This window comes from Nostoc sp. (assembly GCF_036917315.1).
GTDB lineage: Bacteria > Cyanobacteriota > Cyanobacteriia > Cyanobacteriales > Nostocaceae > Nostoc.
The window spans coordinates 54,490-71,190 of record NZ_JBALDR010000008.1 but is presented as its reverse complement, the minus strand read 5'-3'; the positions used below and the strand labels follow the sequence as shown (position 1 = coordinate 71,190).

Below are 16,701 nucleotides of genomic sequence, written 5' to 3'. Positions count from 1 at the left end.
AAATGATTCTAGAACAACTCTAGTTCTTCCTAACTTGAGATGTGCAAGCTTTTTAAAATATAACTAGATAACTCACAAAATCCTTCCCCTTCAGCAGCAGTGGTAATGTAAGCAGGCTGATATTTCAACTGATTCACATATTCCAGGACATTTGCCACGCCTACAGAAACAGGAAAATAACGCCGATCAAATAAACTTTCATCATTGGGGCTATCGCCAACAGTAACAATTTGTTCTGATGAATACTGGGGCAAATATTCGCGCAATACCTGCAATAATCCTACAGCTTTATCTTGCCCTTGGGGTTTAATGTGACACTGCACGTTGCTATAGGTAAATCCCCAACCCATTTGTTGACAAAGATTATCTAGGGTTTGTAGTTCGTTTTCACGCAAACCAGCTACATCAAAAGTCCAGTCAGTGACGCGAAAGCGATTATCAGCAGATTCTTGAATTTGGGGAAATTTAGTTTGTAAATTCTTAAAAGTCGTAGCCAAGTACTGGCGATGTTGAACTAAATCAGGAATCGCTGTTAAAACTACTGGTTTCTGATTTCCAGGTGGAAAGTACAAACCGCCATTTTCTGCCATCCCACCTGCTACTGGCATCAAACTACTCAATCCACTTACCCAGCCAGCCGAACGTCCGGTGACAATTAGCACTTTAATGTCAGATGTAGCTAAATCCTCTAAAGCTTGTAGCAGTGCGGGAGTAAATTTTCCTCGTCTAGTCAGGGTGCCATCCATATCTGTGGCTATCAGACGAATCTTACTCAGGCAAATAGATGAAACCTCAGATAGGGGAGCGAGGCTCAAATCTCTGGACATATACGGTTTGTAAAAGGCTGTAAAAAATATTAATCATACAGCAAGATGACCCTGAAGATTTGGGCATCCTAAACATCAGGAGTCAAGTTTTTCAGTTTCCCACCATGTCCACTTCAATGTTTCTTGCCCAATCCTCTGGGAAAAAGACTACTAAAAAGGCATCCCAGGAAGTGCCAGCAAGTAATCCTCAAATACCACCATTATTGTTGGTAACTTCTGGAGGACTGGCTTTAGTGGTGATTGCTTTGATTGTATATATTAAACTCCAGAAGGATAAGCTGGAGAAAAAACTTAAGTTTGAACAATTCCGCGCGCGAGAACTAGAGAAAAAGTTTAAGCTGGCGCTGGAAACAATTCGCAAAATGGAAACTAATCCCGATTTGGTGAACTCACGGGACTTTAACCTGGATTATCTGCGAATGCGGATGTCAGAGGAGGTGTTTCATTTTGCAATTCTTAATCAAATAAAGATTCAGATCAAAGAAAAAATTTCTCAAGCCCTGCGTCCAAATCAAGCCCAACAAGGATCGGTTGGAATTGCTAATAGTGCTGGACGGCAAGTAGATGAAATTTTTGATGTCGAGTATGAGACTGGTAGTCCAGGAAATTCTGCTAAACGGGTGCTGTTTCGGATTCAAATCAAGTTAATGAAGTTACCGACGCAAGCAACTTCTGCGACTATTAGTCAAATTATTGATTGTATAGAAACTTACTTAAGCCCTATAGAAGACGAAGATAGTTGGCAACCAATAATTCAAGGTCGGATTGCTACCATGCATTGGGATCAAAAGGCTAAACCTACGCCTCTACTTGTGCTGGAACAATCGAATGAAGGCGTGAATGTAACTTTTCGTACTACTCGCCAACCAAATACTCCAACTCCACCAAAGCCATCTGGAATTAAAAAATCAGGCTCGGCTAGACAATAATTTATGGTTGTCATTAGTCATTAGTCATTGGTCATTAGTCACTTGTACAGAGTTTCGACTGCGCTCAACTACCGCGTAGTCGTTGGCGTGGTAACAGAGCGTAGTCGTACCACTTCGTGGAAGCAAGCGTCTCGTAGAGAAGTGCAGCCTCTCCAAGAGTTGTATTGGTCATTCACAAAGGACAAATGACTAATGACTAAAAATCATGACTGAATAACTGTATTGGGGGAATTACGGGTTAAAAGACCATCTTCCATTTCGACAATGCGATCGGCTATGTCTAAAATACGGTTGTCGTGTGTCACCAATAAGATAGTAGTTCCCTGATTTTTGGCTAGACTCTGCATTATTTCCACGACATCGCGTCCTGATTGTTTGTCTAATGCTGCTGTTGGTTCGTCTGCTAGTACCAAAGGAGGACGATTCACCAAGGCGCGGGCGATCGCAATTCTTTGTTTTTGTCCACCAGAAAGATTGTCTGGGTAGTAATCAACTCGTTCTTCCAAACCAACAGACCCCAGCATAGCTTTTGATTTAGCCACTGCTTCTGCTTGAGAAATATTATCGTTCAATTCCACTGCCATTTGCACATTTTGCTTGGCTGTCAAGAACCCTAGCAAATTGTGAGCTTGGAAAATATAACCAATGTTGCGTCGCATCTGCACTAATTTGTTTTGACTGACGCCAATAAGTTCTTCACCTAAAAATTTTAAACTTCCTTCTTGTACAGACCGCAAACCGCCAATTAAGCTCAGTAATGTTGTTTTACCTGAACCTGATGGCCCAGTCATAATCACAATCTCACCTGGATAAATGTCTAGGTTGATATCAAATAATATCTGTTTTCTCAGTGCGCCTTTGCCATAGAAGTGATTGAGATTTTTAATGGCGATTACAGGTTCTTTTTCCATCATATTTTTGTTAGTTATAAATTAGTAGTTCCAAAATTTAACTGTAGTAACTGTCAAAAAGTAAATTTTCTTAGTTTTGATCGTAAGTCAAATTTATTGTTAACATATTTTAATTAACATTGAATTAATTAAAAGATATCTGCTGGATCGGCAGAGCGTAATTTTCTAACTGCGATCGCACCAGAAATAATGCACATCAGCATGGTCAAAATCAATACCATTGTCGCGCGTTCAAAACTCATAAAGACTGGTAAGAGTGTTGCATTTCTGGCACTGTCATACATAAATAAGGCAAAAACTATTCCAGGAAAATAGCCTAAAACTGCTAATAATAAAGCTTCTTGAAGAATGACTGTCAATAAATAGTTTTGTGTGTAACCTATCGCTTTCAGGGTAGCGTACTCGGCTAAGTGATCGGCAACTTCTGTGTAAAGAATTTGATAAACAATCACAGTACCCACAATGAAACCCATGACAGTTCCTAATGTGAAAATAAAGCCAATAGCTGTACTATTCGCCCAGTAACTCCGCTCAAAATCAATAAATTCTTGTTTAGTTAAAACATTTACTTCATTAGGTAAATACTTTCGTAATTGTTGGGCAACAACATTAGCATCTGCTCCCGGCTTTAATCTAATTAGCCCAATATCAATTAATCCTTTTTGACGATTGCTGAATATTCGGAAAAAATTGAGATCGCTTGTAATTAAATTACCATCTGCGCCAAATGATGCACCTAATGTAAAGAGTCCTCCTACTTTAATTCGCCGCCTTCGTACTTCTGCCATTACAGGTTTTCCTTGGTCATAATTAGCAGCGATCGGCCCATACTCTACCCTAGAAGAACGGTCAAATAGAACTACATCAGGTAGTTTAAGTTTATCTAAATTTTCCTGAACTCCAGGTAAATTAACTAGGTTAGTTTCTGGGTTCATTCCAAAAATTAGGATACTCCGAGGACGACCTGTTACAGGATTTTTCCAGATTGTAAAGTCCAAATAGATCGGATGTACTGATTGAACTGCGGGTAATTCTAAAGCTTTATATAATCGTCGTTGAGAAAAGCTTCTCATCGCCAATATAGCGTTCGATTGACTATTAATTAAAACAATATCGCCTTGCAAGCTGTTATGGAATCGAACGTTACTATAATACAGAGCATCCCGAAAGCCGAGTTGCATAAACATTAAAATATCGGCAAAAGCAATTCCTGCTAAAGCTACAGCTAGGCGGGTTTTTTCCCTTGTCAGTTGTAGCCACGACAGAGGTATTTTTTGATTCATTTTATAGGCGTCTCAGCAATTTTAGCGTTTTAGATTTTCAACCTATTATCGTGACATCCGTACCGGATTGATAGAATGTTTAAAATTGCTTAAACAGACTATTAACGAATATTTTTAATCCAAAATATCAAATCATGGATTAGGATTACTGCTCACCGACAACTTAATTAATTATTAATATCAACAAGAACTTTGGCGTAAGTTAAACCAGAAACTTTTTGGCTATCTTCTGGAGATAGAGCAATTTTCACTTCTACTACTCTGGCATCCACATCTGCGGCTGGATCTGTATTCAGCACATCTTTTTTACCAATTTTTCTGCCAATTTCAGTGACAATTCCCTTTAATTCACCGTTAAATGCGCCGTTATCACTGGTGATAGTAGCATTTTGACCAAGACGCACTTTACCAATGCTGTCTTCGGCGACTTCAGCAATTACAAACATTTGGTTGGTTTGGCCAATTTCAGCAATGCCATTTGCGCCGATCGCTTCACCCGATTTGGTGTAAACTTTTAAAATCTCTCCAGCGATTGGTGCTTGAACGTAGCTCAATCTTAGTTCTGCTTCGGCTTTTCTGACATTTGCGATCGCATTACTAACTTGGGCTTGCGCTACTTGCACATCGGTAGGACTAACATCTAAAATTCGGCTTAGTTTGGCCTTTTCTTCATCGATTTGTCTTTGCAAAGTTGCGACATTTTTATCGCGGTTAACTTTAGCTTCGATTAACTGCTGTTGCAAAGTTGCTGAATTTTGTATTTGGTTGGCTCTAGCCTCAGCAAGTTGCTGTCGCAAGGTTGCCAATGTCTGCTTTAGGGTAGCTTGGCTTTCAGCCACCTGCTGATTAGCAGTTATTGCACTCAAGCGTCTTCTGTCCCGCTCTTGCTGAGAAATAGCACCTTCTTTGTATAAATAATCATAGCGTCCGGCATCGACTTGAGCATTGCGCTGTTCGGCTTGAATACGTGTAATCGTTGCTCTGAGAGCATCTCTTTGCCCACTAAGTTCAGCTTCTAGGCGATTCACGGTTGCTTGTTGGACAAGTTTATCACCACTTAACTGAGCTGCAACCCGCGCGATCGTTGCTTGCCCTGCATTCCTTTCGCCAATTAACTGCGCTTGTAGGCGAGCGATAACTGCTCTTTGAGCTTGAATATCTCTGGGAGAGCCAGCCCTGACTTGCGCTAAATTCGCACTGGCTTCTTGGACTTTCGCTTTTGCCTCTTGTAATCCGGCTACTTGGGTATCGCGGTTGTCCAAAATTGCCACAATTTGACCTTGCTTTACCCGTTCACCCTCTTTCACCAGAAGTTGCTGAATTCGTGACGATGGCGCTAATCCTGATGATGGGGCGGACAATTTAACAACTTCGCCTCGCGGTTCCAAACGCCCTACAGCACTAATGCTATTGGTAGATGGCATTACAGGTGCGGATGTAGTTAGTTTTCTTAACTGCTCGATTTTAGCCGTACCTAGTATGCCAGCGGCGATTACTACTGGCACGGCTACAGCGATACCCCACCAAATCTTAGGTTGTTCATGATTTAGTGTCTGTTCACTTGGTTTCGGCTTTTCAGTCACCCTTGACATAGTATGTTGCCCATTTACCTGAATTGTGCTGATGGAAATAAAAATAAAAAGGTTTTTAATCAACAGCCAGCTGTTAGGACAAACAACAGTGGTTTCAAGCTGGGTATGGCTTAAAAATCCATTGTGTGATGAACGTTCAACACTATGGCTTTACAAAATGGTGTTTTCTATAGCCGCTCATTATGTATGCAATACACTTTGACCTTTCTCCCAACGGCTTTGAGGCTTACTAGGGGGCGGGGATAAGCCTGTATTGAAACTGAGAAACGCTATAGTAGCTGGCTATTCAATAACTCTGAGTATTATTGAGACATGAGTGCAATGGGAGTTAGCAGAATTCACAAGCAGTATGAATCTAGATATAGAGACGCGATATATTGCGTCTCTATAAAAAATTCTAAATTGGTATGATGCGGTACTTTACTGCTACATTCACTACAGCTATAGTTAGTCACAAAATTGAAAAGAAACATCAAAAATAGACTGTTGCCTTTGTTGGACACAATCTTGCTAAAAAAGTTAGTCTTCCTTAAGTCAATCAACGATTAACTAACTAAAAAATATCTGTTCACCCTGAGCGAAGTCGAAGGGTCAATTTAAACATTCCTAACATCAGAGTTTCCTTAACTTTCTGGTCAATGAGTTAGCTGTCTCTAGTTGTTTGCACCTACCAAGACAACAAACCATTTTGTGATATTCGCTTCAAAGACCTTACTATTCTCCCTGTTCTGTTTTGGAACTCCATAAAACTCTCGTTGAATGAATTCTACATTTATCCATTAGCTGAAAACGTAGCAGAGCCTACAGATGGGGGAGATGAGCGTGATGGAGAGGATGATTAAGTTGGGAGGTCGAATAAAACTGTGGTCATATAATTTTCTGCCCAAGCTGGGCCAAAGGCTTTTTCTAATACGCGGCGGGTTTTATCATTTTGCTGCTGTTTGGTGCAGTAGTTGTGTTGTCCGGCGAGATTTTGGGTGACTTGTTCAACTGAAACAGGATGTGAGGCGATCGCTTGGGTACAATGAATGTCTAAAAATTCTCGCACCCGCGACAAAAACATTGTTTCTTCTTCAGGAGAACTGGGGCGCACAAAAATACAAAAATCTGAAAAAATATTTCCCCATTCTGGTAATTCACGGGGTTGGGAAAAGTTAAGCACTGTTAACTGTGTCAGTGCAGAAGTATAAGATTCTGGTAAGGTACGTTCTACTTGGATAGGAGAAAGGTCTGCGATCGCAGCACTAATTTGACCTCTACCCCCAACTAAATCACAACCAAACATCGGCAGGTTGTATTCTGGACGGGGAAACATGACGCAGTGCAAAATATCCAACATATTTCCGATTTTTGCCAGTTCCAAGTGCATTTTCCGAAACTGGGGGGTTTGATAGCACCGGTTTTCAATCGTCAGTTTTTCGCCTTCTAATCTACCTTCCACATACCCCAACTCATTAGGCAAATGGTAGGGGGATAAATCCAGGTGCTGATGCCAAGCTGCCTCAATACAATCAGCTAGCTGACGAATTAGGGGATGTTGTTGCTCGCGCAGCGAGGGCATAGAAGTAAATGACATATTCTAGTTGGGAATGCGATCTAATGGCCAGTCTACAACCTGTCGTGCCATACCTGTTGTGGTCTGCAATATAAGCAAACACTTACACCCAGCCAACGTAAATTTATAAGACAGATGCTTTTCACAATGATTATTTATTTTGTAGTCTAGGTTACAGAAATAATTTTAGATTAGCCCATTTGTGAAGGTTAATAGAAAGCTATGAAACTAGATTCTCATAGACCGGATTTTGCTGTGCAAGCAAGAAGGCACAATCTGGAAGGCTTACAGAGGTTCAGAGCTTCTACTTGGGTAAACCTTTTGCAACTTCCCAGCCCCTTTAGTTTTGACGAAGCACTTTTATTGTGTCCTGTTTCAGCAGATGAGTGGCTAGTCTGGATTCCAGATCATGGCGAAGCAATACTGAATATCAGGCAATTTAGTTATTAGTTATTGGTCATTGGTTATTCACTTTGGATAAATGACAAATGACAAATGACAAATGACAAATGACAAATGACTATTGCTGCCAGAAATCAGTGACATCGTATCCCAATTCTTCTAGCATGTGCCGCAGCAGGGGTAAACTGAGTCCAATTACATTGCTGTGACAGCCTTCAATTTTTTCCACGAAGAAACTACCAAAACCCTCAATGGCAAAGGCACCAGCACACTTGAGTGGTTCACCAGTGGCAACATAAGCTTTAATTGCCTTTTCGCTCATTTGAGCAAAGTAAACTCTTGTAACTTGAGACTTGACTAAAGTCCGTTTTTGCTGATTATCAATTAAGGCGTGACCTGTGTATAAGTCGCCAAAGTTACCTTGCATTATCTGCCAACGAGCGATCGCTTCAGAGAAGTCTGCTGGTTTGCCGTAAATTTCACCATTGATGGACAAAACTGAATCACAACCGATAATCAAAGCTGATTCAAACTGTGGGGCTACAGTTTCCGCTTTATACAGGGCAAGAGTTTTGACCAATTCTGCTGGTTCACTTAGTTCAATTTGCGACTCATCAAACTCACTAGGTTGAACTATCGGTTCAATACCAACAGTTTGCAGCAAGCGGCGTCGGGCTGGAGAAGCTGAAGCAAGTACAAAAGGTGGAATTTTCATGAGATTTTAGAAAAATTTGTTAATTGGGCATTCGGCGATTCAATTTTGGATTTTGGATTTTAAATTTTGGATTAAATTCCAATCTAAAATCTAAAATCTAAAATCTAAAATTCTTACTTGCCACTCCCCAATTAATAAACAGAAAAAGAATTAACAACCTCATCAATCATTCGTTTAACTTTCTGCCAGCGTTTTTCAGGAATTGAGGCGTTGAAGGTAAAAAGTTTACCACGGCTCACAGCAACGCTGGCGATGTTGTGTCGTTGCTGTTGATTGGGGAGTTTAACCTCATACTCTAAAAGATAGTATGTTTTACCGTCTACTTCTCGCTGGGCAGCATTGACTAATTCAGCCGAACGACCAGAATCAGGAGGCGCGAGAGCTGCTTTTCCTAATTTGTATCCTACTTCTGTTGGGGTTCCCAATTCTGACAAAGTTTTGCCTTCAGGAACTGGGCTAATTACAACCGAAACATTTTCAGACACCTCAATCAAATCGTGGAAAACCACATCTGGCCCATCGGCAACTTTAACTGGCAGCCAGCCGTTAGGATATAAAAACTGATAGCCATCACCACTGTCTACAAAGCTTTTGAGTCCAGCCGCAGCCGCTACATCCGAATTACTCAGACTGAAGCTCAACACCAATAGCAAAATTAATACAATTCGTTTCCACATTTCTATAGATTCCTTTGGGCTGGAGATAACACAAGGCTTGCATCATTTCTCGTCTTTATTCTCCCACCAAGCGGGACGCTTAGGATAATGCATTAGATGGTGAAGTATAAATGCTTATGTTGCCTAACGCCTAATTTTGAAAAGAATTCAGTATTCAAAATCAAGACGCTTCTCGTAGAGTGCCGTTGGCAAAATCTCTCCTTCGCGCAGCGTTTCCGACAGGAAAAGGAGAAGAGAAGGCTTTAGCTACGCTATCCGTCAGTGTAGAGAATTCAGTTGGGAATTCTGTACACTGACGTCTTTATTCTGTTCCATAAAAAAGGAGAGGCAGATAATTCTACCTCTCCTATACAGGGACAAACAAATGACTTGAACTATCCCATGATTAATTCCAACTGACTAGGCTTAGTATCTGTTGGCTTTGTTGGGTTTGTGAACAAGAAAGCTGAGAATTTGGCACTGCTTGATGTTGTCAAAACCCACAACACGGATATAGCTAGTGTTGAATTGAGAACGGCATCCTTGAACTTCGCTCAATACTTCTTGAGTAGATTTAGCACCGAACAAAGGCAGCTTCCACATTGTCCAATATAATTCTGTTGGCTCAGAAGTTTCGTTGAACTCGATCGCTGGAATGTAACCTTGATTCAAAATGTACTGGATCTGCTTGGCAATTTGAGCGTCAGTCAGGGGTGGCAGATAAGAAAGGGTTTCGTAACGACGCTCTTTTGGTAAAGTTTGCATAGCTTTATGATAATGTGTTGCGATTTTTGACTACTAGGTTGACCGAACTAATTGGATAAGTTATCCAAATCCCGATCTGAAGTTGTTTGCTGTTCTGGTTGCAGACTGGGGTTAGATGTGTCTACTACTTGTGTGATGCGTTCTAAATGCTGGCGACGTTGCTCCATATTGCCTTGCTGAATGCCAGTGCGAACCATTTCCGGTAAAAATTCTGCAATTTCTTCCGCAATGTGTTCTCTGACAGTCATGATTCGCAAAGCCAAATCTGGTTTTTCTCGCAACAGTTGCTCAATGAATGACTCACCATTTTGAATTTTGCCAGACGAAAAGTTATGCAACCAAAGTTCTAATGGTGGATTCGTTTCGCCTAGCTGTGCCAATACTGTCCTTAGAGCCTGATAAGTCAGATAGCTTTGGAGAGTTTTGGCTGTGTCCTTCGCAATTTGCTTAAGATTCATGCTTGACCCCAGCCCTGAAGAGTTATGAGTTATGAGTTATGAGTTATGAATTAATGCAAAGCAAATCCTAACTCTTGTACAGACGCAATGAATCGCGTCTCTACTTCTAACTCTTAACTCTTAACTGTTAACCCAGATCAGACGGTATCCATTGCTTCAAACTCGAACTTGATTTCTTTCCACAGTTCGCAAGCAACAGCCAGTTCAGGAGACCACTTGGCAGCTTCGCGGATGATATCGTTACCTTCACGAGCCAAGTTACGGCCTTCGTTACGAGCTTGAACAACAGCTTCTAAGGCGACGCGGTTAGCGGTTGCACCAGGAGCGTTACCCCAAGGGTGTCCCAGAGTACCACCACCGAATTGTAGTACGGAGTCATCACCAAAGATTTCTACTAGTGCGGGCATGTGCCATACGTGGATACCACCAGAAGCAACTGCCATTACACCAGGTAGAGAAGCCCAGTCTTGGGTAAAGTAAATACCACGAGACTTGTCTTGCTCAATGTAGTTTTCACGCAACAGGTCAACGAAGCCCATTGTGATGCCGCGCTCACCTTCCAACTTACCAACTACTGTACCTGTGTGGATGTGATCGCCACCAGATAAACGTAGGGCTTTAGCCAATACACGGAAGTGGATACCGTGGTTCTTTTGACGGTCGATTACAGCGTGCATAGCACGGTGAATGTGTAGCAAGATACCGTTATCGCGGCACCAACGAGACAATGTGGTGTTGGCGGTGAAACCTGCGGTGAGGTAGTCATGCATGATGATGGGCATTTTGAGTTCTTTTGCATACTCAGCCCGCTTCAGCATTTCTTCACAAGTAGGAGCGGTTACGTTTAGGTAGTGACCTTTAATTTCACCAGTTTCTGCTTGAGCTTTGTTGATAGCTTCAGCTACGAACAAGAAGCGATCGCGCCATCTTTGGAATGGTGCGGAGTTGATGTTTTCGTCGTCTTTGGTGAAGTCCAAACCACCGCGTAAGCACTCGTATACAGCACGTCCGTAGTTCTTAGCGGAAAGACCCAATTTGGGCTTAATGGTACAACCCAGCAAAGGACGACCGTATTTGTTTAACTTATCGCGCTCAACTTGGATACCGTGAGGAGGCCCTTGGAAGGTCTTGATGTAAGCTACTGGGAAACGGATGTCTTCTAGACGCAGTGCCCGTAAAGCTTTGAAACCAAATACGTTACCAACAATTGAGGTCAATACGTTGGTTACAGAACCTTCTTCAAACAAGTCCAAAGGATAGGCAACGTAACAAATGTACTGGTTGTCTTCGCCGGGAACTGGTTCGATATCATAGCAACGACCTTTGTAGCGATCGAGGTCGGTGAGCAAATCTGTCCACACAGTTGTCCAAGTACCTGTGGAAGATTCAGCCGCAACAGCCGCACCTGCTTCTTCGGGAGGAACACCAGGCTGAGGTGTCATACGGAACGCAGCTAGAAGATCGGTATCTTTTGGTGTGTAATCCGGTGTGTAATAAGTTAGTCTGTAATCTTTAACCCCGGCTTGATACCCAGATTTGCTCTGAGTCTTCGTTTGAGCGTAAGACATAATTTTATCCTTCCCTGAAATCACTCTTTTTAATTATCAAATCACGTTTTGTGCAACTTCCCCTCACCCCGCTCTTGCCCCCCTTGAGCGAGGGGAAGATCGGAAAAATTTTTTGTTAGAAGTTGCCTTTGGCAAAGGTTAGCAGTTTTTTTTGCGGCGGACACTTTGGTAGCGGTGGTAGCCCTCCTCACCAGTGTTTTCCCCTTCTAGAGGTACACGACCTAGCGCTTCTACTGTTCCCTCTTGCTAAAAATCAAAATTCTTGTTTACCTCTTCTTCGCACCCAACTAAACCTTCTCAATTTCACCAAAACTTCCGCCTTTTGTGGGCAGCATTTAGATAATTCCCCCCATAAATCAGGGTATTCAGGGGATTGGGCTGGCTGGCACACATTCCCGCCTTTACACTCCTTATATCTTGACCTTTGATGGAAAAGATACCAGAAAAGAATTTACTTGACAGAGATTTAGCAGAGTGGTGAGCAAAAGATAAAAGAATTGCACACCACGTAATTTGTAACTTGTTTCACAATATATCAAGAATTCGATAAGTTATTCTTTGAAAGTTTTTAACTTATCTATTTAATTTTGTTATTACATAAAGATTTAAACTTTTTGTTACAAAAGCTTTACAAAATGTCATTAATAACTGTAAAGGACTTAAAAGATGAGGGAGATGGAGAAATCCCCAGTTCCCAGCAATGCATTGAGTTTGGACTACGCGGTAATCGAGCGAAGTCGAGATTCAACTACCGCTTGTCGTTGGCGTAGCCTCTCCAAGAGTTGTGTCCCCAATCCCCAATGTTTAAAAAATCCCAGCAAGGGGAACACTGAAATTAACCCAAAGCCAGTTTAGGTAAATGCTATGGGTACTGTCTCCAAAGGAAATGTCACCGTGGTATTGTTTTACAAGCGTACTAGTTTATTAATTACTTCTATCTTGCTGGGGTTGATAGCTTTGCCAAATATGGGATGGGCGCAAAAAACCCCTGATATTAATTCATCTGATGTAACCCCCGCTTACCCATCTTCCGCACCGCCACCGCGAGTAGAATCTTTGCCCGATGAGCGGGGAGTTGAAGAAAATTCGCCGAAAACTGATTATCGTGTTGGTAATTTATTGGGAGATATTACAGGTAATCTTTGGGTAGGTTCTTGGCGGGGACTATCGCGGATCGATCCTAAAACCGGCAAGATTATTTCTCGTGTGAGCTTACCGAATGTTGCCATTGGTGCTTTAGCCCAAGACAAAGTAGGACGTTTGTGGGTAGGAAGTTATGAGGGACTAGTTCGAGTTGACCCCCGCACAAACGAAATCACCGCACAAAATTTATTTTTGCCTTCTAAACGCGTGTTGTCACTGTTACTTGACAAAAGGGGTTATTTGTGGACTGGAACCGATAGCGGTTTAGCTCTAATTAGTCCCGACCAAGGCTTGATTATGACAACATTAAAAAATCTGCCTGGTGTCAGCGCTAACGCCCTGACTTTAGATGCTGAAGGTCAATTGTGGGTTGGTACTCTAGATGGATTGGTGCGGGTAAATACTGCTAGTGCTGCGATTATGAAGCGAATAGCCGATTTACCAGGGACGACTGTACAAGCTTTAGCTATTAGTCCAGAAGGGTTAATTTGGGCAGGAATGCCGAATAATTTGCTAGTTATTAACCCAAAAACTGGTGCAGTGTTGCGGTCTGTAACCCGCTTGCGTGGGCGTGATGTAACGGCGATACGTTTTGCTAAAGATGGTAGTGTCTGGGTCGGGACTAATAATGGTTTGTTACGATTAGATCCAAATACAGGAGCTGTATTAGACGGAGAAGTTGCTGGACTTCCTTCTAGTCGGGTTATTACCCTTGCACCTGATATCGGCAATAAATTATGGATTGGCACTAGTGAAGGTCTAGCTTGGTTAATGCCCAAAACCGACAGTGCAAAACCCCATATTGCTTTCAGTCGCGCTGTTAAATGATTAGTCATTTGTCCTTTGTCTTCTGTCCTTAGCAAATGACTAACGACTTAATGACAAAGGACAAAAAATCCAAAATCCAAAATCTAAAATCTAAAATTGGCAATGGCAATCACTACCCAGCAATTAATTCAATGGAAACAACAGGGACGTTCAATTGTCGCGTTGACCGCTTGGGATTATGCGATCGCTCAACTCCTCGATGCAGCTGGTGTAGACTTAATCCTCGTGGGTGACTCTATGGCAGTAGTTCTAGGGTATGAAACAACACTGCCAATTACTTTGGATGAAATTATCTATCATGCAAAATCTGTGCGCCGTGGGGTTAAACGGGCATTAGTAGTTGTAGATTTACCTTTTTTGACGTATCAAGAAAGTCTGCAACAAGCCATGCACTCAGCTGGGCGGGTACTAAAGGAAACCGGCGCTCAAGCGGTAAAATTGGAAGGTGGCTATCCAGCAATGGCCGAAACTGTGGCTCGTCTAGTACAAGCTGGAATTCCGGTCATGGGTCATGTAGGTTTGACACCACAATCAATACATCAACTGGGTTTGCGCCAACAAGGTAAGACGCAAGAAGCCAGTGAGAGGATTTTACAAGAAGCGATCGCTCTCGAACAAGCTGGTGTATTTTCTCTAGTGTTAGAGCATATACCCGCAGATTTGGCAATGCAGATTTCGCAAAAATTAAGTATTCCCACAATTGGTATCGGTGCGGGAATTCACTGCGATGGACAAGTTTTAGTTACTTCAGATGTCCTTGGACTGGCAGAAAAGCATCCACCATTCGCCAAAGTTTACACAAATTTGCGCGAGACGATTACCAAAGCTGTGCAAGATTATGCCGTGGAAGTGCGAGAGCGAAAGTTTCCTGAGAAAAGTTAAAGAAATGAGCTGCTAATCGAGAACATAAAAAACCCCGACTTGATAGCCGAGGTAGATGGGAGAAGTCCAAATGTCGATGGGATATTTTAAAACCGAAGTCTGTTTTTCTTAGTTAACACCCAATGCAACCAAAACTAGATAGGTAATAGATAAGGTGCAATTTTAAATATGCAGCTTACTTTGGGGCTTTGATAAGTTATGTAAATAAATATAACAATAATATTACAAATAGTCAACTAGACTTGACAAACAAAGGTTGATATATTTGATAAGGAATACTTATCAAAGCAGTACATCAGCAAATGAAACGGGTTACTGGGTAAGATAGTGCAATGAAAAGGAGAACCGATCTTTTGGTGAGTATAAAAACTAAGCTATTAGCTGCACAATTCAGGGTAGGTGGAATTAAGCCAGAGATTTGAGAAGCTAGCTACTAGATCGCGAAAGTCTTTACAATTCCCTTGTTGACTCAAAAAGTATTTCTCGACCTATGACGAATCAAGCTCCTATCCCGGTTATTGTCAACGGTGCTGCTGGCAAAATGGGCCGTGAGGTGGTTAAGGCGGTGGCACAAGCGCCTGACTTAAACTTAGTGGGTGCAATTGACTACAGTTTAGAACATCAAGATAAAGATGCCGGGGAGTTGGCGGGTTTAAGCGAACCTTTGGAAGTGCCGATTACCAATCAATTAGAACCGATGTTGGGGTATGTGGCTGGTGACAGACAGTCTCCTCCAGGGGTGATTGTAGACTTTACCCATCCCGATTCAGTTTATGACAATATTCGCAGTGCGATCGCTTACGGTATTCGTCCAGTAGTCGGCACCACTGGCTTAAGTCCAGAACAAATTCAAGACTTGGCAGATTTTGCCGACAAAGCTAGCACTGGTTGTCTAATTATTCCTAATTTTTCCATTGGGATGGTGCTATTGCAACAAGCTGCGATCGCAGCCTCAAAATATTTTGACCATGTGGAAATTATCGAACTGCATCACAACCAAAAAGCTGATGCACCCAGTGGTACTGCAATTCAAACGGCGCAGTTATTAGGAGAATTGGGTAAAACTTTTAACCCTGCTGTTGTAGAAGAAACGGAGAAATTAGCAGGAGCGAGGGGAAGTATCGCAGATGAAGGGATTAGAATTCATAGCGTGCGCTTGCCGGGATTGATTGCCCATCAAGAAGTGATTTTTGGCGCAGCCGGACAGATTTATACTTTACGACATGATACGAGCGATCGCGCTTGTTATATGCCAGGAGTGCTAGTAGCGATTCGCAAAGTCTTAGCGCTAAAGTCGTTAGTATATGGATTAGAAAAGATACTTTAAACACACTCTCAGCACTAATGTTAGTACCACTGACTCGCCAGAAATTTGAACAAGTTGTCCCCCTAATTGCCACTGGTTTGCAGTATAAGTACTACTGGGGAAAGTTCTCAAATTTTTTGCAACGGCTGTTAATTTCTGTAGTTGCGGTAGTTGTTATTTTAATTGCAACAGTTGTTTTCAAGCTTGAGTTTGCTTCAATAGTATTTGTGCTAGGGGTAATTAGCGCTTTTTTTTGGCTGTGGTATCCAGTGTTTCAAGCAAGTATGCGGAATTTACAATGCCGCCGTTACAAGTACGGCGGCTTTTTCCGTGGTCGAGTCCTAGATTGGTGGATTACAGACCAGTTGATGGGTAAAACCGAAACAGTCAACAACAAAGGCGAATTGGTGATTATAGAAAACCGAGAAAAACAGATAAACTTAGAGATAGGTGATGACACAGGATTTACCATTGAATTTGTAGCACCATTGCGTCCTGCCCACAAAGTTATTACTCGCGGTCAAATTGCAGAAATGGTAGTGATGTCAAATCGCCCAGATTTGAGCAGTATTGATGAATTCAGCGATATATACTTTCCCAATCGTAACTTGTGGGTTAGCGATTATCCTTATCTGCGGCGGGATTTCTTTAACGAAGTCGGTCGCCGCTTGCGTGAAGACCAACAACAAAAGCCGCGTCGGCGGCGTCGTAGAGTAGAGGATTGAAGAGGTAATCAGTATAAGCTTCTCTTTCAGAAACGTGCAATAGATAGGCCTACACCCTGCATTTACGCAGGGTGCGAGTAATTTAATAATTACGAGCCGAATATCGCAAATATCTCGGCATCGCAAAACTTCTCAATGGTCGTCCCGGAGCTTCGA

At 42.1% G+C, this 16,701-nt stretch carries 17 protein-coding genes; 7 read left to right on the top strand and 10 right to left on the bottom strand.

Annotation, left to right across the window (positions count from 1 at the left end; genetic code table 11):
• Positions 1-29: 29 nt before the first annotated feature.
• A complete protein-coding gene (locus V7K84_RS03805) occupies positions 30-827 on the bottom strand; it encodes an HAD family hydrolase (protein WP_334836530.1) in 798 nt (265 codons plus the stop codon).
• A gap of 104 nt (positions 828-931) precedes the next feature.
• Between V7K84_RS03805 and V7K84_RS03800 the strand changes: the two genes are divergently transcribed.
• On the top strand, positions 932-1,756 hold the full coding sequence (locus V7K84_RS03800) for a hypothetical protein (RefSeq protein ID WP_334836529.1): 825 nt from the start codon (positions 932-934) through the stop codon (positions 1,754-1,756).
• 203 nt (positions 1,757-1,959) lie between these two features.
• Here V7K84_RS03800 and V7K84_RS03795 read toward each other — a convergent pair whose 3' ends face one another.
• The 4 genes from V7K84_RS03795 to V7K84_RS03780 all read right to left on the bottom strand — a co-directional run bounded on the left by V7K84_RS03795 (position 1,960) and on the right by V7K84_RS03780 (position 7,118).
• The gene (locus V7K84_RS03795; RefSeq protein WP_322705359.1) at positions 1,960-2,667 is read right to left on the bottom strand and encodes a DevA family ABC transporter ATP-binding protein; all 708 of its coding nucleotides are present in this window, start codon (positions 2,665-2,667) and stop codon (positions 1,960-1,962) included.
• A gap of 128 nt (positions 2,668-2,795) precedes the next feature.
• Entirely contained in the window at positions 2,796-3,950 is a 1,155-nt protein-coding gene (gene devC, locus V7K84_RS03790) for an ABC transporter permease DevC (protein ID WP_334836527.1), read from the bottom strand.
• Positions 3,951-4,117: 167 nt separating this feature from the next.
• A complete protein-coding gene (locus V7K84_RS03785) occupies positions 4,118-5,542 on the bottom strand; it encodes an HlyD family efflux transporter periplasmic adaptor subunit (protein WP_334836525.1) in 1,425 nt (474 codons plus the stop codon).
• A gap of 838 nt (positions 5,543-6,380) precedes the next feature.
• Entirely contained in the window at positions 6,381-7,118 is a 738-nt protein-coding gene (locus tag V7K84_RS03780; protein WP_334836523.1) for a phycocyanobilin:ferredoxin oxidoreductase, read from the bottom strand.
• A 201-nt stretch (positions 7,119-7,319) separates the two neighbouring features.
• Here V7K84_RS03780 and V7K84_RS03775 point away from each other — a divergent pair, with 201 nt between their 5' ends.
• The gene (locus tag V7K84_RS03775; RefSeq protein ID WP_334836521.1) at positions 7,320-7,547 is read left to right on the top strand and encodes a hypothetical protein; all 228 of its coding nucleotides are present in this window, start codon (positions 7,320-7,322) and stop codon (positions 7,545-7,547) included.
• A gap of 70 nt (positions 7,548-7,617) precedes the next feature.
• On the opposite strand, the gene V7K84_RS03770 is transcribed toward V7K84_RS03775, so the two are convergent.
• From V7K84_RS03770 to V7K84_RS03750, 5 genes are all read right to left on the bottom strand, one after another.
• Positions 7,618-8,214, bottom strand: coding sequence for a Maf family protein (locus tag V7K84_RS03770; RefSeq protein WP_334836519.1), 597 nt, complete (start codon positions 8,212-8,214; stop codon positions 7,618-7,620).
• 131 nt (positions 8,215-8,345) lie between these two features.
• Positions 8,346-8,891: a photosystem II reaction center PsbP gene (gene psbP, locus V7K84_RS03765; protein ID WP_334836517.1), complete on the bottom strand. Its 546-nt coding sequence runs from the start codon at positions 8,889-8,891 to the stop codon at positions 8,346-8,348.
• A 405-nt stretch (positions 8,892-9,296) separates the two neighbouring features.
• Complete coding sequence (locus V7K84_RS03760) at positions 9,297-9,635, bottom strand: ribulose bisphosphate carboxylase small subunit (protein ID WP_094327886.1); 339 nt, start codon at positions 9,633-9,635, stop codon at positions 9,297-9,299.
• Positions 9,636-9,682: 47 nt separating this feature from the next.
• Positions 9,683-10,093 (bottom strand): RuBisCO chaperone RbcX, encoded by a 411-nt coding sequence (gene rcbX, locus V7K84_RS03755; RefSeq protein WP_334836514.1) that lies wholly within the window; start codon positions 10,091-10,093, stop codon positions 9,683-9,685.
• A 137-nt stretch (positions 10,094-10,230) separates the two neighbouring features.
• Positions 10,231-11,661: a form I ribulose bisphosphate carboxylase large subunit gene (locus V7K84_RS03750; RefSeq protein ID WP_334836511.1), complete on the bottom strand. Its 1,431-nt coding sequence runs from the start codon at positions 11,659-11,661 to the stop codon at positions 10,231-10,233.
• Positions 11,662-12,296: 635 nt separating this feature from the next.
• Here V7K84_RS03750 and V7K84_RS03745 point away from each other — a divergent pair.
• The 5 genes from V7K84_RS03745 (at position 12,297) to V7K84_RS03725 (ending at position 16,545) form a co-directional block, all read left to right on the top strand.
• Positions 12,297-12,431, top strand: a complete 135-nt coding sequence (locus V7K84_RS03745) for a hypothetical protein (RefSeq protein WP_334836508.1) — start codon at positions 12,297-12,299, stop codon at positions 12,429-12,431.
• Between the two features lie 94 nt (positions 12,432-12,525).
• Positions 12,526-13,632 (top strand): ligand-binding sensor domain-containing protein, encoded by a 1,107-nt coding sequence (locus tag V7K84_RS03740; RefSeq protein ID WP_334836506.1) that lies wholly within the window; start codon positions 12,526-12,528, stop codon positions 13,630-13,632.
• Between the two features lie 102 nt (positions 13,633-13,734).
• Positions 13,735-14,514, top strand: a complete 780-nt coding sequence (panB, locus tag V7K84_RS03735) for a 3-methyl-2-oxobutanoate hydroxymethyltransferase (RefSeq protein WP_334836505.1) — start codon at positions 13,735-13,737, stop codon at positions 14,512-14,514.
• Positions 14,515-15,004: 490 nt separating this feature from the next.
• Complete coding sequence (gene dapB, locus V7K84_RS03730) at positions 15,005-15,841, top strand: 4-hydroxy-tetrahydrodipicolinate reductase (RefSeq protein ID WP_334836502.1); 837 nt, start codon at positions 15,005-15,007, stop codon at positions 15,839-15,841.
• Positions 15,842-15,858: 17 nt separating this feature from the next.
• Positions 15,859-16,545 carry a phosphate ABC transporter permease gene (locus tag V7K84_RS03725; RefSeq protein WP_334836500.1) on the top strand — a complete coding sequence of 229 codons (687 nt, stop codon included), beginning with the start codon at positions 15,859-15,861 and terminating at the stop codon, positions 16,543-16,545.
• Positions 16,546-16,701 lie beyond the last annotated feature (156 nt).

What these genes read in the sequence shown, in the direction of transcription:
- V7K84_RS03805 (WP_334836530.1), bottom strand. Translation starts at nt 827, where the DNA reads ATGTCCAGAGATTTGAGCCTCGCTCCCCTATCTGAGGTTTCATCTATT.
- V7K84_RS03800 (WP_334836529.1), top strand. Translation starts at nt 932, where the DNA reads ATGTCCACTTCAATGTTTCTTGCCCAATCCTCTGGGAAAAAGACTACT.
- V7K84_RS03795 (WP_322705359.1), bottom strand. Translation starts at nt 2,667, where the DNA reads ATGGAAAAAGAACCTGTAATCGCCATTAAAAATCTCAATCACTTCTAT.
- devC (WP_334836527.1), bottom strand. Translation starts at nt 3,950, where the DNA reads ATGAATCAAAAAATACCTCTGTCGTGGCTACAACTGACAAGGGAAAAA.
- V7K84_RS03785 (WP_334836525.1), bottom strand. Translation starts at nt 5,542, where the DNA reads ATGTCAAGGGTGACTGAAAAGCCGAAACCAAGTGAACAGACACTAAAT.
- V7K84_RS03780 (WP_334836523.1), bottom strand. Translation starts at nt 7,118, where the DNA reads ATGTCATTTACTTCTATGCCCTCGCTGCGCGAGCAACAACATCCCCTA.
- V7K84_RS03775 (WP_334836521.1), top strand. Translation starts at nt 7,320, where the DNA reads ATGAAACTAGATTCTCATAGACCGGATTTTGCTGTGCAAGCAAGAAGG.
- V7K84_RS03770 (WP_334836519.1), bottom strand. Translation starts at nt 8,214, where the DNA reads ATGAAAATTCCACCTTTTGTACTTGCTTCAGCTTCTCCAGCCCGACGC.
- psbP (WP_334836517.1), bottom strand. Translation starts at nt 8,891, where the DNA reads ATGTGGAAACGAATTGTATTAATTTTGCTATTGGTGTTGAGCTTCAGT.
- V7K84_RS03760 (WP_094327886.1), bottom strand. Translation starts at nt 9,635, where the DNA reads ATGCAAACTTTACCAAAAGAGCGTCGTTACGAAACCCTTTCTTATCTG.
- rcbX (WP_334836514.1), bottom strand. Translation starts at nt 10,093, where the DNA reads ATGAATCTTAAGCAAATTGCGAAGGACACAGCCAAAACTCTCCAAAGC.
- V7K84_RS03750 (WP_334836511.1), bottom strand. Translation starts at nt 11,661, where the DNA reads ATGTCTTACGCTCAAACGAAGACTCAGAGCAAATCTGGGTATCAAGCC.
- V7K84_RS03745 (WP_334836508.1), top strand. Translation starts at nt 12,297, where the DNA reads ATGTCATTAATAACTGTAAAGGACTTAAAAGATGAGGGAGATGGAGAA.
- V7K84_RS03740 (WP_334836506.1), top strand. Translation starts at nt 12,526, where the DNA reads ATGGGTACTGTCTCCAAAGGAAATGTCACCGTGGTATTGTTTTACAAG.
- panB (WP_334836505.1), top strand. Translation starts at nt 13,735, where the DNA reads ATGGCAATCACTACCCAGCAATTAATTCAATGGAAACAACAGGGACGT.
- dapB (WP_334836502.1), top strand. Translation starts at nt 15,005, where the DNA reads ATGACGAATCAAGCTCCTATCCCGGTTATTGTCAACGGTGCTGCTGGC.
- V7K84_RS03725 (WP_334836500.1), top strand. Translation starts at nt 15,859, where the DNA reads ATGTTAGTACCACTGACTCGCCAGAAATTTGAACAAGTTGTCCCCCTA.